Annotated in this window: 24 protein-coding genes; 16 read left to right on the top strand and 8 right to left on the bottom strand. The window is 58.9% G+C overall.

What is annotated here, in order from left to right; all coding sequences use genetic code 11:
* Position 1 precedes the first annotated feature (1 nt).
* The 15 genes from ACUN0E_RS13660 to ACUN0E_RS13590 all read left to right on the top strand — a co-directional run bounded on the left by ACUN0E_RS13660 (position 2) and on the right by ACUN0E_RS13590 (position 13,056).
* A complete protein-coding gene (locus ACUN0E_RS13660; protein ID WP_445566918.1) occupies positions 2–2,656 on the top strand; it encodes a hypothetical protein in 2,655 nt (884 codons plus the stop codon).
* Between the two features lie 9 nt (positions 2,657–2,665).
* On the top strand, positions 2,666–3,085 hold the full coding sequence (locus ACUN0E_RS13655; RefSeq protein WP_445566917.1) for an XkdW family protein: 420 nt from the start codon (positions 2,666–2,668) through the stop codon (positions 3,083–3,085).
* Positions 3,086–3,118: 33 nt separating this feature from the next.
* Positions 3,119–3,292, top strand: a complete 174-nt coding sequence (locus tag ACUN0E_RS13650; protein WP_445566916.1) for a hypothetical protein — start codon at positions 3,119–3,121, stop codon at positions 3,290–3,292.
* A gap of 55 nt (positions 3,293–3,347) precedes the next feature.
* The gene (locus ACUN0E_RS13645) at positions 3,348–3,680 is read left to right on the top strand and encodes a hypothetical protein (RefSeq protein WP_445566915.1); all 333 of its coding nucleotides are present in this window, start codon (positions 3,348–3,350) and stop codon (positions 3,678–3,680) included.
* A gap of 85 nt (positions 3,681–3,765) precedes the next feature.
* Positions 3,766–4,938: a phage tail sheath protein gene (locus ACUN0E_RS13640; RefSeq protein ID WP_445566914.1), complete on the top strand. Its 1,173-nt coding sequence runs from the start codon at positions 3,766–3,768 to the stop codon at positions 4,936–4,938.
* A gap of 16 nt (positions 4,939–4,954) precedes the next feature.
* Complete coding sequence (locus ACUN0E_RS13635; protein ID WP_408340630.1) at positions 4,955–5,464, top strand: phage major tail tube protein; 510 nt, start codon at positions 4,955–4,957, stop codon at positions 5,462–5,464.
* A gap of 68 nt (positions 5,465–5,532) precedes the next feature.
* On the top strand, positions 5,533–5,952 hold the full coding sequence (locus ACUN0E_RS13630; RefSeq protein ID WP_445566913.1) for a phage tail assembly protein: 420 nt from the start codon (positions 5,533–5,535) through the stop codon (positions 5,950–5,952).
* Between the two features lie 8 nt (positions 5,953–5,960).
* Positions 5,961–6,083 carry a GpE family phage tail protein gene (locus ACUN0E_RS13625; protein WP_445566912.1) on the top strand — a complete coding sequence of 41 codons (123 nt, stop codon included), beginning with the start codon at positions 5,961–5,963 and terminating at the stop codon, positions 6,081–6,083.
* Positions 6,076–9,081 (top strand): hypothetical protein, encoded by a 3,006-nt coding sequence (locus ACUN0E_RS13620; protein ID WP_445566911.1) that lies wholly within the window; start codon positions 6,076–6,078, stop codon positions 9,079–9,081. The genes ACUN0E_RS13625 and ACUN0E_RS13620 overlap by 8 nt, the downstream gene beginning before the upstream one ends.
* An 18-nt stretch (positions 9,082–9,099) precedes the next feature.
* Positions 9,100–9,522, top strand: a complete 423-nt coding sequence (locus tag ACUN0E_RS13615; protein WP_445566910.1) for a phage tail protein — start codon at positions 9,100–9,102, stop codon at positions 9,520–9,522.
* Positions 9,522–10,613 carry a phage late control D family protein gene (locus tag ACUN0E_RS13610; protein ID WP_445566909.1) on the top strand — a complete coding sequence of 364 codons (1,092 nt, stop codon included), beginning with the start codon at positions 9,522–9,524 and terminating at the stop codon, positions 10,611–10,613. The genes ACUN0E_RS13615 and ACUN0E_RS13610 overlap by 1 nt, the downstream gene beginning before the upstream one ends.
* 47 nt (positions 10,614–10,660) lie before the next feature.
* Positions 10,661–11,140, top strand: a complete 480-nt coding sequence (locus ACUN0E_RS13605; RefSeq protein WP_445566908.1) for a DUF2778 domain-containing protein — start codon at positions 10,661–10,663, stop codon at positions 11,138–11,140.
* A complete protein-coding gene (locus ACUN0E_RS13600) occupies positions 11,137–11,418 on the top strand; it encodes a hypothetical protein (protein ID WP_445566907.1) in 282 nt (93 codons plus the stop codon). The genes ACUN0E_RS13605 and ACUN0E_RS13600 overlap by 4 nt, the downstream gene beginning before the upstream one ends.
* A 16-nt stretch (positions 11,419–11,434) precedes the next feature.
* Positions 11,435–11,785, top strand: coding sequence for a hypothetical protein (locus ACUN0E_RS13595; RefSeq protein ID WP_445566906.1), 351 nt, complete (start codon positions 11,435–11,437; stop codon positions 11,783–11,785).
* A gap of 221 nt (positions 11,786–12,006) precedes the next feature.
* A complete protein-coding gene (locus tag ACUN0E_RS13590) occupies positions 12,007–13,056 on the top strand; it encodes a winged helix-turn-helix domain-containing protein (RefSeq protein ID WP_445566905.1) in 1,050 nt (349 codons plus the stop codon).
* Positions 13,057–13,163: 107 nt separating this feature from the next.
* Here ACUN0E_RS13590 and ACUN0E_RS13585 read toward each other — a convergent pair whose 3' ends face one another.
* A complete protein-coding gene (locus tag ACUN0E_RS13585) occupies positions 13,164–14,120 on the bottom strand; it encodes a plasmid partitioning protein RepB C-terminal domain-containing protein (RefSeq protein WP_445566904.1) in 957 nt (318 codons plus the stop codon).
* Positions 14,117–15,697 (bottom strand): recombinase family protein, encoded by a 1,581-nt coding sequence (locus tag ACUN0E_RS13580; RefSeq protein ID WP_445566903.1) that lies wholly within the window; start codon positions 15,695–15,697, stop codon positions 14,117–14,119. The genes ACUN0E_RS13585 and ACUN0E_RS13580 overlap by 4 nt, the downstream gene beginning before the upstream one ends.
* A 343-nt stretch (positions 15,698–16,040) precedes the next feature.
* Here ACUN0E_RS13580 and ACUN0E_RS13575 point away from each other — a divergent pair, with 343 nt between their 5' ends.
* The gene (locus tag ACUN0E_RS13575; protein ID WP_445566902.1) at positions 16,041–16,721 is read left to right on the top strand and encodes an SOS response-associated peptidase; all 681 of its coding nucleotides are present in this window, start codon (positions 16,041–16,043) and stop codon (positions 16,719–16,721) included.
* A 39-nt stretch (positions 16,722–16,760) separates the two neighbouring features.
* On the opposite strand, the gene ACUN0E_RS13570 is transcribed toward ACUN0E_RS13575, so the two are convergent.
* The 6 genes from ACUN0E_RS13570 to ACUN0E_RS13545 all read right to left on the bottom strand — a co-directional run bounded on the left by ACUN0E_RS13570 (position 16,761) and on the right by ACUN0E_RS13545 (position 20,949).
* A complete protein-coding gene (locus tag ACUN0E_RS13570) occupies positions 16,761–17,096 on the bottom strand; it encodes a BrnA antitoxin family protein (protein ID WP_408339008.1) in 336 nt (111 codons plus the stop codon).
* The gene (locus ACUN0E_RS13565) at positions 17,062–17,364 is read right to left on the bottom strand and encodes a BrnT family toxin (protein ID WP_445566901.1); all 303 of its coding nucleotides are present in this window, start codon (positions 17,362–17,364) and stop codon (positions 17,062–17,064) included. The genes ACUN0E_RS13570 and ACUN0E_RS13565 overlap by 35 nt, the downstream gene beginning before the upstream one ends.
* Before the next feature lie 22 nt (positions 17,365–17,386).
* Positions 17,387–17,782 (bottom strand): hypothetical protein, encoded by a 396-nt coding sequence (locus tag ACUN0E_RS13560; protein ID WP_445566900.1) that lies wholly within the window; start codon positions 17,780–17,782, stop codon positions 17,387–17,389.
* Between the two features lie 260 nt (positions 17,783–18,042).
* Positions 18,043–18,378: a YbjQ family protein gene (locus ACUN0E_RS13555; RefSeq protein WP_445566899.1), complete on the bottom strand. Its 336-nt coding sequence runs from the start codon at positions 18,376–18,378 to the stop codon at positions 18,043–18,045.
* A 56-nt stretch (positions 18,379–18,434) separates the two neighbouring features.
* Complete coding sequence (locus tag ACUN0E_RS13550) at positions 18,435–19,460, bottom strand: DNA-binding protein (RefSeq protein ID WP_445566898.1); 1,026 nt, start codon at positions 19,458–19,460, stop codon at positions 18,435–18,437.
* A 340-nt stretch (positions 19,461–19,800) separates the two neighbouring features.
* On the bottom strand, positions 19,801–20,949 hold the full coding sequence (locus ACUN0E_RS13545; RefSeq protein WP_445566897.1) for a porin: 1,149 nt from the start codon (positions 20,947–20,949) through the stop codon (positions 19,801–19,803).
* Positions 20,950–21,018 lie beyond the last annotated feature (69 nt).

Here is a 21,018-nt window from a genome sequence, read left to right as displayed (position 1 = left end):
CATGGCCGGAGCACTCATAAACATCACCGATGCTGGCCGTGCCGCGCTCGTCGCGCCTGGCAACGCTGGCACCAACGCACACAAGATCGTCGAAATTGGCCTGAGTACTGCGCTGTTCGATGCGACCGATCACACGCTTAAGAAACTGCCGAACGAGTTGAAGCGCATCGCCACTTTCGCGGGCGAGAATGTCGCGTTCGATACGATTCACGTCACGTTGCGGGACGACACGCCCGACCAGTACAAGTTGTACGGCCTCGGCCTGTACCTCGAAAACGGCGTGCTATTCGGCGTCTATTGCCAGAACGCCGCGGACGGCCCAATCATGGAGAAGTCGCCGGCGGCGCTGCTGCTTCTCTCGGCCGATATGCAGTTCACGACCATCGACGCGACGAAGCTGGTTTTCGGCGATGCCAGCTTCACCAATCCGCCGGCGACGACCGAGCGGCAAGGCGTCGTCGAGCTGGCGACGCAAGCCGAAGTCAACGCCGGCACTGACGACTTGCGCGCCATTACCCCCAAGACGGCGGCGGCCCGTTATGCAGCGCTCACGGGCGCCACGTTTAGCGGGCAAGTTGTCCTGCCCGAAGGGAGCGTTCTTGTTCCTAGCCTGACGTTTGACAAAGACGGTGCGCCTGACACCGGCCTGTATCACATCTCTGACGGTTCGTTTGGCATCACCAGTAACGGGAAATCTGTCGCTCGCTTCACGGCAGGTGGAACCGTATTCGACAAGAATATTCAGGTCGCGGCCGGCGTTCGCGCGCTGTTCGGCACCGCGACCGATGACGGCACGAACCTCGTGCAGATTGGCGGCAACGCGAGCACGCGCGGCGTGCATACGTTCGGCTATGGCGCGACGGTCGGATGGGTCACGGCCGACGCGACGATGGCCTATTTCCGCTCGAATGGTCACGTATCGGTCGGCTCCGAAAGCACCATGGGATTTCTCGATCTCTTTGCCGGCAACGCCGCGCGCGCCCGAATCCTACCCAGCGGCCGCATGCTCGTCGGCACGTCGACCGATGACGGCGCGAGCACCTTGCAGGTCAATGGCATCGTCAAGGGCATTGCAGCGGTGCGAGCGCTTTATGCCTCGAACGGTGGCGGCACCGGACAGACTTCGCTCATGCTCACTCGCGAGGGTGCGCCGGCTGACGAAAGGCAATGGGAACTGCTCTTTGGTTCCCAAGGCACGCTCTCATTACGCTCCGTGAATGATGCGTACTCGGCGGGAAAGTCGGCAATTGAAATTACGCGGCCGACTGGCAACGGCGTGAATCTAGGCGTCATGAAGCTGATGAACGACGGTGGCCGTGTGCTTATCGGCACGTCGACCGATGACGGCAATACCCGGTTGCAGATAGCCGGGAGTATTTCGGTCAACCGGGTCGCCGGGGAAGGCCAACTGGCACTTGGCGGCAACGATGGATATTTCTACGGCAACGCTGCGCAATGCGGCTGGTACTCGCCAACAAAGGGCGCGTTTCGTTACGACTTCACGAATCAAAACCTGTTTGTCGGCGCAAGTAACAATGCGGTGTGGCATGCAGGCAACCTTGTCCCGCTCGATGCGAACAAGGGCGGCACGCTCAATAACGACCTGGCGTTTGCGGCGGGCAAGCGGCTCTGGTTGAGTGAGGGTAGCGCGCTCCTTCCCTCGCTCACGTTCATCAATGACGGTGCGCCCGACACTGGGCTATTCCATATCGCCGATGGCGTATTCGGGATCACCAACAACGGCAAGGAAACCGTTCGCTTTGGCACCGAAAGCATGGCGGCGACGGTAAGCCTCACGTCTAGCGCAACGGTTAGCGCGAACACTCTCGGCGCTTTCCGCTCGACCGGCAATATCGGCGGCGCTTTCGCGGACTGGAACGGCACCAACAAACGCATTCCAGGGCTTCAGATTGATGCATTCGACCCGGCGGCCGCCTACTTGGGAATGCGCTGGACGCGCTGGGGCGGGCGACATTTCGCAGCAATCGAAGGCTATGAAGGCGGCCTGACCACAACTGAACCATCAATCGTTTTTCACCTTGATGGCCGCAATAACGCCTGGTCATTTGGCCGCAATGAAATTGCTCGCGGCGCTGGTGGCTCCGTGTGGGGTAGCTGGAATTTCGACCCGGCTGCCAAGCTGAATTTGAGCGGCGGCACGATGACTGGCCGCCTCACGCTCACGGCAAGCGGGTCGTATGGCGAGCTTGGATTGCGTAGCTCGGACAACACGTTCATGTATATGCGTGGCCGCGCAAGCGGTGGCGGCATGGAGTGGGTCAATAGCGATTACAACTCCGTCCCGGCCTCAATGGACAACACGGGCAATTTCCGGGTGAACGGCACTGTAAGCACAGGCGGCGGCGGCTCGTGGCTCGCTATGGACGGCAACGTCTACGGCGGCATTTGGGGCGGCTACCTGAGTAACTGGCTGAATAGCAACATTAGTAGCCTTCAAAACAACATCAACGGCAAGGCAGCAATTAACGCGCGCGTGCAGTACGACAGCGGGCTTGTTGAGTTTGCAGAAGCGAACGGCCGAACCGTTTCGATTGTTGATCTCCCTGCTCCTTACGTTGTGACCGGACTGCGCGTCGCAGTCGGCACCGACATTAACCGAATCTGGCAACGCGGCGTTGTGCTGAGAAACCAATAAGGAAACGCAATGCTCGACTTTAAAAATTACACGCATGACCTGATGGTGTCGGCCATTCACGGCATGTTCGGCAAGACCCTCGTACACGGGCGTGATTTCTGGGTAGCGCATCCGATATCACGCACCACGGGCGAACAGGATGGCGACCCGTTCATTGCTGCATGGAATAGCGACGTCCCGCAACCGTCCGCCGATGACGTGCGCAAGCATTTTCTCGACAACGAACACGAGCTGCGCGCGGCACGCGTCCGTGCTTATCGCGATGAAGCGCTTTTGAATTCTGACGGACGGGCAGACGCCCCGACCGATGCGCCCGAGTCCGCCAAGGCGAAAGCGGCGGCTTGGGCTGAGTATCGCGACGCACTGCGCGACGTTACCAACCAGGCGGGTTTCCCGTTCGATATCACCTGGCCGGCTATTCCGGCCTGACTTTAAACCACATTTCCGAACCGAGAAAAACACATGAACACCCCAGCAAAGGAATACACGCTGACGCTGCCCGTTGCCGCGATGGAAATGGTTATGACCGCCGTTGCCGAGCTGCCGTACCGGATTGCACACCCGCTTATGCAGCAGGCGGAAACGCAGTTTTCGCAGCAACACCGCGCGGAAGAACCGGCACCGCCGGCCGCGTAAATCGCATCACGACGCCCAACACTGGCTTTCAATACCCAACCTCGAAAGGCAAAGCATGGCCCTCAAGAAAACCATTCTGATTGACTCTATCGGCGTCCCGGCCGCGTTCCATGTCGTCGATAACGTCAACGTGAGCCGAAGCTCAAATATCACCGCCGTTATGGTCACGAGCTATTACACGGAAGAAACCTGTAAGGCCGGCAAGCAACCGCTCGGCATGGCGACCTCAATCGCGCTCGTCGGCATCCCGGACGAAGGCGTCGACTGTTTCCGCTACGCCGAGCAAATGCTTGCGCAGAAAGTACCGGAAGACGGCGCAAACGAACCGACCTTGTATCCCGGCTCACAGAACCGATACCTGTTCGCAGGCGCTGAAATCGCCAATTAGTCGCCCGCATGGCATACGCCGGCCTGGCGCCGGAACACCCAACCGGGAAGACTCCCGTTTTCTCTCACCATAGGATCTGTACAAAATGGCGCAGGACTATCACCACGGCGTACGCGTCGAAGAAATCAACCAGGGCACGCGACCGATTCGCGCAATCTCGACGGCGATCGTCGGCGTTGTCTGCACGGCGGAAGACGCGGACGCAACCACGTTCCCGCTCGACACGCCCGTGCTGCTGACGAACGTTGTTTCGGCGCTCGGCAAGGCTGGCACGAAAGGCACGCTTTACAAGACGCTGAACGCGATCGGCAAACAGACCAAGCCAATCACGGTCGTTGTGCGGGTCGCGGAAGGCAAGGACGATGCCGAAACGACCTCGAACGTGATCGGCAAGGTTACGCCCGATGGCAAATATACGGGTCTCAAGGCGCTGCGCTCGGCGCAGGCATCGCTCGGCGTGAAGCCACGCATCATCGGCGCACCATTGCTCGACACACAGGCCGTTGGGACTGAGCTGGCCGCCACCGCGCAAGCGCTGAAAGGCTTCGCCTATATCTACGCCGCCGGTGCCGGGACGAAGGAAGAAGCGACCGCCTACCGCAAGCAGTTCAGCGGCCGCGAAGTCATGGTGATCTGGCCGAATTTCCTTGCGTGGGACGACAACGAAAACAAAACGGTCGAAGTGCCAGCCACGGCTTACGCCGTTGGTCTGCGCGCCCGCATCGACGAAGAAACCGGCTGGCACAAGACGCTTTCCAATGTGGCGGTCAACGGCGTTACAGGTATCAGCATTCCGGTTTCATGGGATTTGCAAGACCCGGCCACCGATGCCGGCTATCTGAACGAACAGGACGTGACGACGCTTATCAACCGGAACGGTTATCGCTTCTGGGGTTCGCGCACCTGTTCCGATGATCCGCTGTTCGCATTCGAGAATTACACGCGTACCGCACAGGTGCTGGCCGACACGATGGCCGAAGCGCAGATGCCGGTCGTCGACGGCCCGCTTAATCCGTCGCTTGCCCGCGACATTATCGAAGGCATTAACGGCAAGTTCCGCGAGTGGAAATCGCAAGGCTATCTGATCGACGGTTCGTCATGGTTCGATCCCGAGCCGAATACAACCGATGTTCTCAAGTCGGGTAAGTCGTACATCGATTACGACTATTGCCCGGTTCCACCGCTCGAAAACCTGATGCTTCGCCAACGTATCACCGACCGCTATCTTGCCGATTTCGCTGCACGCGTCACGGCCTAACCAGGAGTAAAAACAGATGGGCATGCCACGCAAGCTTAAGGGGTTCAACCTGTTCCAGAACGGCGCGAATTTCGTCGGTCAGACGAAAGAAATCACACTGCCGAAGCTATCGCGCAAGATGGAGGAATATATGGGCGGCGGCATGAGCGGCCCGATTCAAATCGACTTTGGGCAGGAAGCCATCCAGATGGAATGGACGTGCGGCGGCTTTATGCCGGAAGTCATCAAACAGTACGGCATCACGAAACACGATGGCGTCTTGCTGCGCTTCGCCGGCGGCTACCAGGCCGAAGACAGGGACACTTACGACGCGATCGAAATCGTCGTGAAGGGGCGGCACAAGGAAATCGACCCCGGCACCGCGAAGCCGAAGGAAGACACCGATTTCAAGGTTACGACCGTGGCGAGCTATTACAAGCTCTCGATGAACGGCGAAGACCTCATTGAAATGGACTTCATCAACATGGTGGAGAAAATCAATGGCGTGGATCTGCTGCAACAACTGCGCAACGCGATCGGCCTGTAGTTCCCGAAGGCCTGCCCCATGATCGGGCAGGCCTGACAACCCCCATTCATCACTCTCACGGATAGACCATGAACACGCAAGACGCCGCTTCGCACGCACACAGCATCACGGACGCCGGCCAGTCTCACAGCCTCGGCGTTTCCGACCCAGCCCACAACCACTGCGCCGAAGCCGACGCCAGCGCAACGGCGAAAGACCCGAACACTCACACGCTCGATTTCCCGATCGTGCGCGGCAAACAGACCATCACTGAAATCACGCTGCGCCGACCGACTTCCGGCGAGCTGCGCGGCACGTCCCTGTCTAGCCTCGTCGATCTGGATATCGCAGCATTGCAGAAGGTGTTGCCACGTATCAGCACGCCGACACTCACCGAAATGGACGTTGCGCAAATCGACCCGGCCGACCTCGTTCAATTGGGGGGTATCTTCGCCGGTTTTTTAATGCCGAAGGCCATGAAATCGAAACTGGAATCCCTGAGCGCGTAGAAGACCCGATGGCCGATATTGCGACGGTATTTGGATGGATGCCGGACGCGATGGACGCCTTCAGCCTTACCGAGCTGATGGAATGGCGCGAGCGAGCGCGACAACGTAGCGGAACAAATAGCGATGGATAACGCCCTGAAACTGCGCGTGATGTTCGACATGATTGACGGATTCACGAAGCCCCTGAAAAACATGCTGGCCGGAAATAAGGGGCTTGCCAGCTCGCTCAAGGAAACACGGCGCGAGCTGGCCGAAATGGGCAAGGCGCAAAAGAACGTTGGCGCGTTCCGTGAAATGCATGCAGGTCTGTCGGAGACCTCGACCAAACTCACGGCGGCCCGCAAACGTGTCAAGGAAATGGCCGATTCGCTGCGCGCTTTTGGTCCACCCTCGCAGCAGATGACGGCCGATCTGGCGAAGGCACGCCAGGCCGCTTCGCAGCTCAACGCCGAACAGAAGAAACAGACGGCCGGCCTGCAGGAAATGCGCGAACGCCTCGCCGGCGCCGGCATCGACACGCGCAATCTGTCACAGCACGAACGCGAGCTGCGCACGAACATCGCCGCCACCACGGCAACGATGAATGCGCAAATGGGCAAGCTCGACGCAATCAGCCAGCGCGAACGCAAGATGGCGGCCGCCCGTACGCAGATGCAGGCCATGCAGGGCGTGGCCGCCGGCATGGCGGTCGGCGGCTATGCGGCGCGATCGACCGGCACGCATATGCTTGGCGACATGCGCGAATCGCTCGACGAGTCGAAGAAATACGAAATCGAAGTGATGCGTATCCGGGCGCTGGGTCTCGGCAATCACGCGTCCGAAGACGCGGCGAAGTACGCACGCGCAATGAAAGTCTATGGCACTAGTACGACCGACAATGTCACGATGATGCGCGACGCGCTGACGATTTTCGCGGACGAACATCATGCGCAAATGGTCATGCCGACGCTGTCGAAAATGAAGTTCGCCAACGAAGCGATGTTCGGCGCGGAGGACGCGCACGCGAACGAAGAAAAGTTCATGAACATGCTGAAGGTGATCGAGCTGCGCGGCGGCACCAAAGACGAAGCCACGTTCAAGGACGAGGCGAACATGGTGCAAAAGGTGCTGACGGCGACCGGCGGCCGCGTGGGCGGCGACGAGTGGCGTAACTTCATCCAGACGGGCGGCGTCGCGGCCAAACAGATGCGCAAGGATGCGTTCTATTACCAGATGGAGCCGCTTATTCAGGAAATGGGCGGCCATGCTGTCGGCACCGGGCTTATGTCCGCTTACAGCAACGTCTATCAGGGCAAGACGACCGTGAAGGCGGCAAAGCAGATGATGGCGCTCGATCTGTTCGATAAGAACAAGGTCGAATACAACAAGATCGGCATGATTAAGCAAATCAAACCCGGCGCGCTGGCCGGCGGCGACATGCTCAAGGCCTCGCCGCTCGAATGGATGGAAAAGGTTCTGCTGCCCAAGCTGGCCGCGAAGGGCATCACCGAACCGGACAAGGTTAAGGACATGATCGCCACGATTTTCACGAATCGGACGGCGGCCAATCTGTTCACGACCATGTATATGCAGAAGGATCAAATTCACAAGAACGAGCACCTGAACGCCGGCGCCGATGGCATCGAAGAGGCGAACGCGAAAGGCCAGCAACTCACGCACGGCCGCGAAATCGCAGCACTCTCCAAACTGCGCGACCTCAAGCTCGAGATCGGTGAAAAAATCTCGCCGCTCTATAACGCCGGCCTCAAGGCAACGGCCGCGGCGACCGATAGGGTCGTCGGTTTCATGAAGCAACACAGCACGGCCGCCCGCGTGATCCTCGTTACGCTGGCCGCGCTCGCCACATTGCTGGTCGTCGTCGGTACGATGACGATCGCGCTCGCCGGCGTACTCGGCCCGCTTGCGATTGTGAAATTCAGCATGCAAGCGCTTGGCATGCAAGGCGCCCTGCTAACTCGCGCGCTAGGCGCCGGCGCGACCGCATGGCGTGGCTTTGGCCAGGCCGCGATGCTCGCCGGCCGCGCCATGCTGACGACACCTATCGGGCTGGCAATCGCCGCAATTGTCGCGGTCGTCGCCGTCGCGGCGCTGGTGATCCGCAAGTATTGGGAGCCAATCAAGGCCATTTTCGGCGGCATGTTCGACGGTCTGCTTTCCGGCCTTGCGCCGATCGGCGCCGCACTCGGTGCAGCGTTCGGCGCCCTGGGTGCGATCGGCGCCGCGCTCAAACCGATCTTTGCGGCGGTTATCGACCTCTTTGCTGGCCTTTGGAACTGGTTTTCGCACCTGCTCGACCCAGTACGCAGCACGGGCGTGGAACTGAGTGCGGCCGCCGGCTACGGCCGCACGTTCGGCGAAGTACTCGGCGGGGCGCTGCGGCTCGTTTTCCTGCCGCTTGAGCTATTGGCCAAGGGCATCGCCGCATTGCCGCGCGTGATCGAATCCTTCCTGTCTGATGCGACCACGGCGTTTGGTGGCGGCCTCGCCGGCATTGGCGCGCTGATCCTCAACTGGTCCCCGCTCGGCGTGTTCTACCAGGCGTTCTCCGGCGTGCTGTCATGGTTCGGGTTTGATCTGCCGGCGAAGTTTTCCGAGTTCGGCACGAACATCCTTTCCGGCCTCGTCAACGGCATCACCAGCGGGCTAGGCGCCGTCAAGGATGCGATTACGGGCGTCGCTGATTCGACGGTCGGATGGTTCAAGGAAAAGCTCGGCATCCATAGCCCAAGTCGCGTATTCGGCGAGCTGGGCGGCTTCATCGCCCAGGGCGCAGCGATCGGCATGGAAGGCGAACAGGGCAGGGTAGCGAAGGCGGCGATCGGCCTCGCCACCATCGCGGCGACCTCGTTCGGCATGCCGGCACTGGCTAACGGCGCCGCGATCGCACAGGCGGCCGCCGTGCCGATCGTGCGCGCGACCGTACCCATTGACACCCGGCCCCCCCTCGCAGCCTCACCAGCACCCGGAAATGCGGCCGCCGTGCAGACGATGGCGCCGGCGCCGATCACCATCAACATTTACCCGGCACCGGGCGACGACCCGGCCGCGATCGCGCGGGCGGTATCTGCCGAGCTGGACAAGCGCGAGCGCGCAAAGCAGTCGCGATTTGCTTCGCGCCTGTCGGATTAACGGACGGAGAAGAGAATCATGATGATGTCCCTCGACCAGTTCGTTTTCAGCCTGACCACCGTGCCCTATAAGGAGCTGCAACGCCGGCGCAACTGGAAGCACCGCACCAGCTCGCGCGTGGGCGCCCGCGATTCAAGCCAGTTCACCGGCGCAGGCGATGACACGATCACGCTTTCCGGCACCGTCGCGCCCGAGTCGATCGGCTCGATTGCATCCATCAGGCAACTGGCCGACATGGGCGACACCGGCGACGCCTATGTGCTGGTGGACGGCGCCGGCAACGTGTACGGCGCATGGATTATTGACGGGCTGGACGAAACGCAGACGTATCACACCCCCGAAGGCATCCCGCGAAAAGTCGAGTTTTCGCTGACGCTTAAGCGTGTTGATGACGACATGATTTCGATGATTAAACGGAAGAAAGAGAAGGCGGCCGAATAATGTTTGCTGCGCAGAACAACGCCACGGCACGCACGGCCGACCCGATCGACCGCGTCGAGCCACAAGCCGATTACCGCATCACGCTAGACGGGCGCGACCTGTCTCGCCTGATCGCCCCGCGCCTGATATCCCTGTCTGTTTCGGAGTCACGCGGCGACGAAGCCGACATGCTCGACCTCGTACTCGACGACTCAAGAGGCGATCTCGCCATTCCGAAACGCGGCGCTGAGATCAAGGTGGCGATCGGATGGGTCGGCGACCAGCTCGTCGACAAGGGAACATTCACCGTCAACGAAGCCGAACACAGCGGCACGCCCGATATCATCACCGTGCGCGCGCGATCGGCCTCGATGACCAACGAAATGCATGAGCGGCGGGAAAAGAGCTGGCACGGGCAGACGATCGGCGCGATCGTGCGCGCGATCGCCGGCCGGCACGACCTCAAGCCGGCAATCGGCGACGCGCTCGCGAAAATCCTGATCGACCACATCGACCAGACCCACGAAAGCGATATGTCGTTTCTCACGCGCCTCGCGAAGCGATACGACGCCGTGATGAACGTGAAGGATTTGCGCCTGCTGTTCATGCCGATCGGCACGGGCAAGACGGTAAGCGGCAAGGCGTTAGGCGTTCTCGACATTACGCGCGCGAGCGGCGACCGGCATCGATACCACGTTTCGCAGCGGGAGAGTTACGCGGCCGTGCGCGCGCACTATCACTCGAATTCGAAAGGCAAGCGCAAATCTGTCGTGATCGGCGGGGAGAACAACAAGAACGTGAAGGTACTGCCTGAAGACTATCCCAATGAAGCACAGGCCCGTGCGGCGGCGCAAGCCGAATACGACCGCACGCAACGCAGCCAGGCAACATTCGGTTACGAGCTGGCACTGGCGCGGCCTGAGATATTTCCCGAAATGCCCGTGACCGTGTCGGGCTTCAAACCGGAGATAGATGAAACGCCGTGGCTTGTAAAAAGGGCGACGCACACGATCAACGCTGACGGCGGATTTTCGACCTCGCTCGATATGGAGATGCGCGACGACCCGACGACCGAGCGGCACCGCTCGCACTTTCGAAAAGGCGGGCAGTGAATCCTCTGGTAAATTGACGGCCACTCAACAGCAAAGCGAGGCCGTTTATGCCTGTTGCATGCACTTTTCAGCTAAACGCCAAACCAACGTCTGTCCTGCAATGTGCAGGTATTGGTAACTTCGTTGCCTTCTCGGGTCGTGATAGCGGCAGGGACAACCCCGCATCCGTCGAGAAGGAAATGATTGGACCGCTGCCGCCCGGCCGTTATTACATAGTCGACCGCCAATCCGGCGGCCATCTTGGCTGGCTTTACGACGTTGTTCGGAAATACGGTTATGGCACTGACCGAGATCAATGGTTTGCTCTCTGGCGAGAAAAGACCGGCGATTCAACAATCATTAACGGCGTTCACCGCGGCCAGTTCCGTTTGCATCCGATTGGCCCACAGGGGCTAAGCGAGGGATGCATCACGCTGACCAGTCCACACAGCTTCGCGCAGTTTGCGACATACCTCAGGAAGCAGGGCGCTACGTGGCCGGTTCCGGGCAGCTCTCTTAAGGCGTACGGCTGGGTGGACGTGCAATGAAAAGGTTCGCGCGCATTACTCTCTTTGTCGTTGCAACTGTCGTTTTGGGTGATCTGTTAGCCCGCTACGTCGCCGGGTTGCCCTATGAAATGACTCCGCTTACCGATTCAATTCAGTTTGTCTTGCGAGCAGTCGGGCTCAACCGACTGGACAACGTGGATGACATGGAAACGTTGACGCTCGTCTTCATATTGCTCGCGTCAATCGTGGCGGTTGCCCTGATCCTTTGGCTCGCGATTCGCGGCGGCCGCGCATTGTTGGCCCGTGTAGAGAAGTAGCCTTTGCTCCAAATAAATGACCGATTCGAGCAACCTTGACGACGAAGCCAGCGCTGAACTGCTCTGCTACCTGGTAGTGGGGCAACTGGTCGCGCGAGCGCGTACAGGCGATTGGCTGCGAACCGATCATGTGGTGGAGTTGCTGAGCATTTGGGTAACCGGCAACGGAGCCCATGCTAACTGGCTGGACCGTGTGCATCTTGGCGCCCTATCGGAAAAGGTAGCGATGGATTTTGTTGGGTTGCCGGGGTGTGCAGATTCGGATTCGCTTGCACAACTGTTCACCGATGGCTGGCGTATGGACTACCGGTCGCCGATCGTCCGAACGATCTATGCGGCCTGCGAAGTTAAGTTGAAGCCGGGCTAGGACCGTTTAAATTTAACCAAATCGCCTAAGCAACCCTCTCCGTAAAGCTATCTCTAAAATCACAAATTGAACTTCGAGTGAAACCGCTGATGCCCGATGGGTACGAGTTCGTATCCTGTTGAGCGGCGGCCATTGGTGCTGCCCGAAACCTGTTGGAAATCGTGTATAAATATCGCTAATACCAGCGCGATATAGTCGCCAAAGCACTTCCGAAAATTACAATGAGCAAACACATAGACGATGCTCCGCTCCCGCGCCGTCGGGCTCTCGCTGCTGAACTCCTGTTGAACGGTGAAGGTATCAGCGACGTATCCAGGAAGACCGGGCTGAGTATTCCGACCGTGAGCAAATACAAGCACCTGATAGAACAGGGCGGACCCGATGCCTTGGCGCGGCTTCGTATCCATGGGAACATCCCTCGTTTGGATGATGCTGCGCAAAGCTGGCTCGTTAGCGCGATCAAACACTCACCTGAACTTCACGGCTATCCGGGGCCGACCTGGACTATAGGCCAACTGCGCGAACTGATCTTTCGGCGTTTCGGAGTCCAGTTTTCAGCTTCGCACGTTGGTCACGTTGTTCGAGGCTATGGCCTTGCATATCGCCTCACTTATTCGACGCTAGAAAGGGCGTCACCCGCTAGCGCTCAGAAATCGCAGAGCGACGTCTATGCCGCGCGTCGGAAGACTGCTGCGAAAATGTTGGTGGATGGGGACAGTGTCGAGCGCATCTCGAAAGCGCTTAACATCAGCGTGCGCACCGTTACAAAATACAGAGCAATGGTAGTTGCTGATGGAGTTGGGGCTGTTGAACAGCTCAAGTCATCCGGGCGCAAGGCTACGCTTGGCCCCGAGGCTCTTGAGTGGTTACGGGCGGCATTGGAAGGCAGCCCGATAGGCCATGGCTATGAAACCGAACTCTGGAGAAACGGAGATGTTCAAAAGTTGATCAAGGAGAAGTTCGGCGTTTACCATTCCAGTGGACACGTGAGAACCGTCGTCGAGAAGCTTGGAATGGACCACCGGATGCGATCGCCGAAGCGGCGAACAGAGGAGGGGCGTTCCCCGATCAATGACGAAATACTGGCATGGATTGCCGCGGCGCTCAGGCAGTCGCCTCGAGCCCATGACATAGATGCTGATCACTGGACGACCGCGCATTTGCGCACCTTGCTTTATCAGCGGGTAGGCATTGACTATTCTCGCGGATATATCTGGGAAATCGCCACCCGTGCCGGGGTGGCGGACCTGCTCACAAGGCGCCGTATTTGATCGATTCATTCTGATCGTGACATTCTCGTTGAGCTGGTCGCTCGGCAACTGACCGGCGAATGGTTGTCGTCTGATCGTATCTGACTGGCCCAGCTCCTTCATAGGCACTACGTCCCGCGTGTGTGCCCTCGTCGCCGGATTTCTTTCGCTGGAACTGTGGTCCTGTCGCGCACGTAAGGTAGCTTCATTGGCCGCTTCGGCTCGTTTGCGCAATCTGCTTCCTCAACGATCCGCTCAAACGATACGACATAGGTCGGATAACGTAACCGTAGCCAGGCGAGTACGTCACCATTGTGAGTCCAGCCACGGATGTAGCTGACGCAGACTGCCAGATAGTGGAGACTGTCATTGTGTCCTGCGGACAGAATCTCGTTTCTCGCGTGTACTGCCAACAGCTGTTTTTCAATCCTCGCGAAGCTTTGCGTACGGCGGCTATCGACTCGTTGCGATCGAGCGACGTGTGTTCTCATGCCGTCAGGTGTTGCAGCCAGAAGTGCCTGGGCAAAATCTCCCTTCACGTTGTCAACGGCATTCATCAGATTGGCGACGGCTATCCTGCGCAACGGGGACATCCGGTCAAGTGCCTGAATTGCCCTTACTGGTAGCGTTTTCCCCGCGAGGATCGTGGCGGCCTCCTCAAGAGTATTGATCTGCCTGTCTTGCCGACAAGAGACGATGTCTGACTCTGTGACTGGTCTCGCCGGAACAGCGCGGGCTTCCGGGAATTGCGGTTGCAAACGCTGTCTAATGAGACAGGGGATTGTTGTGAATCCCGCGGCCTTGAGCACGGCAACAAACTCGGCCTGAGATAACAGTTCTCCGAGAATGCTTCCAAGAAGTGCTATTTGAGCGTTCGCAACTTCTTTCCGGGCGAGCGCAGCACGTTGTCGTTCAAATTCATCTTTGATCTCTTCCCATATTCTGATCCCAGCCGGTTTGCGCGCTGCCTGTTTGTCTCGAACCTGTTCAGGTACCGCCACTTCGTCGTGCATGCTGCCCCCGGATGTTGTGAGCAGACCGCTACCATTGCCTTCTGAGTCGAACTTTGCGGTTTGAGGATTCATGCATCCGCACGTGAAGCGCGACCCAGCACTTCCAGGGGAACCACGTCAGAAAGTTCGACGACCGACTTCAGGTCGGGGTGGCAAAAATCTTCAAATCTCGAAACGCCGTTTCTGTGGATCACGGTGTAAGCCCCGGGCGTGAGGCTGCCTCGAGGAAAGAGGTGAAAATCGAGCAGGTCCGGGTCCGCTCGCTCAATACGGGCGTACACCAGAAAATCGATGGCGAAACAATCTGGCCATCGCGCAATCCAGTATGGTGAATGCCCGCGGATGAGCCATGAACTTCGCACCACAAGCTGCAGCCTGAGCGTGTTGTCCAGGCACATGACGTTGGTGTGCTTTTCGAATTTGACTTCGTGTCCTCGGCTTCGCAACTCCTCCGCCGCGACATCTGCCATTGAAAGTTCCGTTCGTCGTTCGACGTGCCTGTTCCGCGAGCGCTCAGGATTCAGGTGAGGGGTGTAGCCGACTGCCTCGTACGCTTCGTACAAGCTGCCGAACTCCCGCATGATGCGTTCAACCGAGGGTGCACTTCGATAGCGCCGCAGCGTTGCCTGGTTCAAGTTGCCAGCCTTTTCAATGACCCTGCGCAGGCCAGAGAGGATGTCGTCCCGGCTGGGAATGTGTCTGCTACGGGCGAGCTTGCGCTGAACAGCCGAAAATATCTGATTGCCCACGACGGGATCAAAGGCACCGGCTACGCGTATCCATTCTTCCGCGGGCAACTGCTCCCATGCGGCGTCCAGCTTCGAAGACGTCCGGCTATAGACGTTAGTCCCGACATACTTTTCGTTGCGGAGAATCTGGAGAATGTTGCGGGGCATCCATGGCCGGCCCACGCCGTTGCAGATGCCGAAGTCATTCAGTCGGCGCGCTACATCCGTAGCGGTCGTTCCACGGACGGCGTACCACTCAAACATCTTTCTGACGAGCGCCGTTTCATGAGGTGGCCCCGGGGCGAGAATCACTCGGTCAGTCTGGAGATTTTTGTACTGATAAGGTGCCAGCGGTCGGCGGGAGCCGCTTTGGGCGTCCACCAGTACACGTTGAAGACCATAGCCGGGTGGGCCGCCAGAGTGGTAGCCTCGCTGAACGTTGACGCAGTGCCCCAGGAACACCTTGCGCGAGATTTCGCGACTGAACTCTCCCGCCATCGCGCGCTTAAGCGCTTTCATGACGCACGTTGTCGGGCTGGCGTCGTCCTCGAACGGTTCGGCGACGTAAATCACCTTTACGCCAGCACGGCGACATGTGTATTCGTAAAATGCGGCCTCGTCAATATCCTGGAATCGTCCCCAACGACTTACGTCGTACACCAGAATCACGCTGAATTTGCGGGCTGGATTTTCAACGTCCACCAGCAACTGGATGAGAGCGGGGCGCTCGCGCAGCGTGAGGCCGCTAATACCGGCGTCCTCATAGTCGCGAACGATGCGAATATTGTGAGCAGCAGCGTACTCAGCAATCGCCTGTCTCTGGAAAATCGGGGAGCATTGCTGATGGTCGGTAGACATGCGCACATATTGCGCAGCTCGCAGCGGCACGGTGAAACCAGACCGACGGTCCTGAGTGGACATTCGGCTTACCGGTTGACAGCAATGATTAGTGATAGCCGTGCGGCCTTGAAAGTCAAGGTCACTCGATTAATGCCTTCGCGATCTCAAGGCTTAACGCGTGCGGCAAGCCGTGCCTGGCAAGCGACGGCAGTTCAATCCATCAGGTACCTGAATGCTAGCTGTGCAGGCCAGGTTTTCGCAGCCCTACGAATCCCAAGTCGTATCGAGCAATTGCGAATTGCTGATTAGCGGCGGACAAGAACCGGCCGTTCGGCGTCATCCGCAATGGACGACGATTGCTGGATGGTGCGATCATTCGATGCAAGCCTTGTGGCTAATTTTGCCCACGACCAGGAGCGCGCTTATGTGCGGTCGTTACGCTCGAGCCCGTTACGGCATCGACTACGCAATCCCTCTCGCGAGCGACCGTGATACTCGCTGGCCGATCCTGAACGACTCAGCGCCGACCGATACACCAAGTTGGAATGCGGCGCCGGGAAGTCGGCAACCCGTGATCTATTCAGATGGCGTCGTGCGGCTGGTGCACTGGGGATACCGGCCCGCATGGGCTGTCGCGAAGGGCCTTCCGCAGATGATCAATGCGAAGCTCGAAAAGGCGACCAGTTCGGCATGGGCAGCGATGTGGAGGGAAGGGCGCGTCATTGTGCCGGCAGACTACTGGTACGAGTGGAAAACAGAGAACAACGGAAAGCAGCCCTATGCCATTCAGGCAAAGAACGGCGAGCCTCTGTACGTCGCCGGCCTGACCAACGTTCGTCCGGATGTAGAGCCACGGGAAGGCGATGGTTTCGTGATCGTCACGGCAGAGGCGGGCACCGGACTGGTAGACGTGCACGACCGGCGGCCAGTCGTGTTCTCGGCTGACGCCGCTCGCGAGTATTTGGACCCGGCAACCTCCGTCGAGCGCGCCGTTCACCTCGCGCGCACCGCCGCCGAGCCATCCGAGGCGTTTGCCAGTTTTCCCGTGTCGCGCAAAGTCAACCGGACTGGACCCGATGGGCCGGACCTCGTCGAACCCATATAAGCTTAGGGACAACAAAAAGCCCGCCGAAGCGGGCTTTCTTTACATCATGCCGTGCGACCTGGCGTAGTCGCGTAGGGCGTCGTTCATCCGTGTCTGCCACCCTTCGCCGGTCGAACGAAAAGCATCGAGCACGTCGCGATCGTAACGAACGCTCGTTGCGACTTTGGTCACGTCGGCCGGCGGCCGGCCGCGGCGCTTCAGCAGTTCGGCCGCCGCACCTTCGCCGATCCGCTGGGGAAGCGTCTCACGCGCTGGTCGCATACGCCGGATTTCTTCGGTGCTCAGCTCGCGCGTATCGGGATCTGACGCAATGCCGCGATTGATCGCTGCGTCTTCCTCATCAGTCGGCATCACGATCGTGCGTTTGCTCAACATAATCATTCACCTCACGTTTGTTTGCCTTGCGAAGGCTGATAACTCGTAGCGTTTCGCCACGCAATGTATAGACCAGACAGTAGACGCGACCGTCAATCAACCCGTACGCAAAGAAGCGCGGTTCTCCGTATGCGTGTCGGTCGTCTAGTGCGTCGAGCGCGCGGTCCCATTCAAAGCATTCGGCAAGAGCGAGAGAGACACCATGCTTGCTGCGGTTGATCTGGTCTTTGGCTGGGTCGAACTCGATCCCGTTTGATTTATTGTACATACGATAAATGATTGCTGCAAGGTCAGGCGACGCGCGGCGACATTTCCTGTTCGTCGGCCGCCGGCTGGGTTGATCTGGGTTCGGTGGCGAGGTTGTCGCCAATTAACGGGCGTAGCCGCGAGACGTTTGAAGGTGGCTCGCCGACGACGCCGAGGGATGGCGCCAGGCGGCCTATATTCATTTGCCGAAGACGCAGGTCATGTTCCATGTCCCGGAGCCTCAGAAGCTCGGGCACCCACCAGGGTACGCGTTCCCGGCCGGTCAACCAGTCGCGCACGCTGCGCTCGGACCGGCGCAATTCACGCGCAAGCTCTTTAAGGCTGCGGCCTTGCGCGTAGTAGGCCATTTCGCGTGGGTTGCCATATCGGAGGTTTGGATATTTCATGGTGCTTTTCTTGTAAGAGATTGAAGAAGACATGCCCCTGACGTGCCCACGCATAACTTACATAAAACATACAAACACCAAACAAAGAGGACCGGGGCAAACCCGGCTCTCTTATTTAAATAGCCACTTAATTGTTGATAATTTATCTTATGTCAAATTAAGAAATCACAAGAAACTGTCCAACCCAAAGACCACCGTTCCACGCTTGCACCGCTCACATAACCGTCCGCTTCTCTCCGAACTTTGTGCATGGTCATATGGCTATGTCACCAGCGTCGACCAGCACGCACGCATCAAACCAGCAACGTTACATGGACCGCCGTCCCGTAACACAACACCTCAGTGATACCTCTGGCGATCTCGGTCGCGTCGTACCGCATACCGATGATGCCGTTTGCGCCCAAGTCCGCAGCCTGCGCAATCATCCGTTCGTACGCATCTTGACGCGCGCGCTCGCATAGCGACGTGTATAGCGTGATGTTGCCCCCGAAGATCGTCTGCAGCGATGCGCCCAGCGCTCCGACGATGGATCGGGACCGGACGACGATCCCACGAGCAACTCCGAAGGATCGCTCTATCCTGAGGCCAGGAAGCTCAAACGCCGTCGTAACCCTATGTCGTTCTATCATCGTCTTCTCAATGTTGAGTGTTCGTCTTCGACGGACTATCGGCCGAAGTTGCCATCTCAGGATGCCGCGCGTTTCTTCGTCGCGGCCTTGGGTGTGACGTGGCGAGGCTGACGAGTCTCAGCAGAAGATCGCGGACGCTTTTGTGTTGTTGTCTGATTCGTCCTGGCGGTTGCCAATTGCAACCGTAATACGTTGAGTTCCGCGACGTATGCAGCACTCGAATCGCGAAGTGCCACCAGGCTCCCTTCCATGACACCCGCTTGATGACGCGCGTCGCCAAGCTGGACCTGCAGCGCCTGGATTTCCTCCCGATGCCGATTTTCGCTCTGCTCCGCCCTGCGCGCGGCTGCCTCATGCTCCTTTTGGGACCGCGTGCTCACAACCCGCTCGCGTTCGATCTCAAGCAGCGCCCGCTTCTCGGCCGCTCGCAGACGCTCTTCCGCAAGCGCAGCGCTACCCCGTAGTTTGTCGAGCTCCCCTGAAAAATCGACCCTCGCCTGCGTCAGCGCCCGGTCGCGTGCGCTGATCTCGTCCTGCTGTCGCGCGATTTCAGTCTCGAGTGCCTGACGCGTCGCCTCCGCTGCAGCCTGCGCCTGTTCGAGTTCCTGAATCCGCACCTGGGCCACCAGCAACGCGCCGGTGCGCTGCTCAAGCGCCGTTTCGGTTCGCGCGAGCTCGGCCTGCAATGACGTCACGTCATTGCGCGCACTGACCTTCTCTGCCTCGGCGTCATTCCGCAGTGTCTCAAGCGCTGCTTGCGCTGACGTTGTGGACTTCGTCCACAGCGTCGCGACCAATTCCCCGGCGGCCGCCCGCAACTCCGCCGGCAAATCGGGATGCTCGATCCGCACCCTGCTCTTTTCGCGCAGTTCAACCCAGAACTCACCAAGCACCTGAGTCGGCGTACTCATGCTGCCGCGCTTCACCAGCTGATACAGCCGGTTAGCAGTCGGCGTAATACCGAAACGGAAGAACAGCAGCGCGCAGACCTCACGATAAAGCTCGCGGGTTTTGGGGAATTCGGCCTTCAGGCGGTCGATTTCGCTAGTGAGGCGTGTTTCATCGGACTGGGAATCGGACATGACGGTAACTCAATGGATTCAGTCAATAATATAACGTAAACCGTCAAATACCTAATTCGAAAGTCAATTCTTCGGCCGTCGCGATGCAAACGGCGAAGATTTCTTATGGCCGGACATATTGGGAAAAGGCGGCAGGCAAGGAGCGGCGGGGGCCGGCTACTTCAGAGATGATGACGGAGCGCCCGGCATATCGGCGCGTAAGAGAGAACCAGTACCTGCATGTCGACGATGATCGGCAACGTCGTTAAACCGACGCCAGGCAATGCATACGATGGTGAGGCAATGAACACGCGAGCGGCACCCGCAACCCGGAACGCCGCCCGCTTCAATAGACTGGAGACTAGAACGAATGCCGCATCCCGATCCGCACATCGGACTGCGTATTCGACGACGACGGCGCGAAGCTGTAACCGATCACGGCATTCACGCCATCCGACGCACGCAGATAGTCGCCGGAAATATACACATCGGTACGCTTGGACAACAGGTAGTGCAGTCCGAGCGAACCCTGATTCCAGTGATTGCCTTCGAAGCTCGTGTGTTGATAGCCCCCGTAGAGCGACAGCGCAGGCGTGAAGTTATACGAGGCGCCCGCTTCATAAACCTGCATGTGCGAGGTCTGGCCGAAGCCCTTGATCGTCGTATAGGTGAAATCGCCGGTAAGCATCAGGTTGCCGATCGTATAGGCGGCGCCGACCGCAAACGCGCCCTGCCTATCCACCGGGAATGCCGACGAGCTATACAGATCGGTCACCGCGCCGGTGGCCGGATCGACGGACACGGTCGGCTGGCCGAGGAAGGTGCGCGTGCCAATCATCGCGTACGGGTCGAAAGCATAGATGCCGTACGGATTGTTCAACTGCGTATACGCCGCGCCCATGTTGAACGGACCGTGGTCGTAATGCGCGCCCACGCTCCATGCGCTCTTCTGATGGAAGTCGCCGGCGGTGTTACCGAACGAGTACATACCGCCGAAGGTGAAGCCGGCAAAATCGTTCGACAGGAATTTCACCGAGTTCGGCAGGCGGTCGCCGTTCATACGGTCGAAGTCACCCTGGTGAATCGCGTAGCCGCTCGCCCATGCGGAGATGTTGTACAGAAAAACAAACTCTTCGGTCATATCGAGCTGATTACCGAATGAGAAAGTCCCCCACGAGTTCTTGATGCCGACGTAAGCCTGGCGTCCGAACTCAGCACCGCCGAATGCATATTGCCCATTGCCCAGGTGAAAACCCGATTCGAGCACGAAGACCGCTTGCATGCCACCACCGAGATCTTCCACGCCTTTGAAGCCGATCCGGTTGCCGTACGAAATGCCGTCGTCGAATTTGAACTGATGTGCACCGCCGGCATTGTTCACGTAGGTGATGCCGGCGTCCAGAATCCCGTACAGGGTGACGCTGCTTTGTGCATGGGCCGCCGTCGGTGCGCATACCGCGCTTGCCGCGAGGGCGAGCCCCGAAAGACTAACGGCATTTTTCTTCTTCATCTAATTCTCCCCTGCTCTTTGCCTGCGTATTTCGTTGGATAAAGCGATCCCCGCTGCGCGCCTTCTTCC

The sequence above is a fragment of the Paraburkholderia sp. D1E genome (assembly GCF_052682275.1).
The sequence above is the reverse complement of the archived record's forward strand: the minus strand, read 5'-3'. Positions and strand labels throughout refer to the sequence as shown.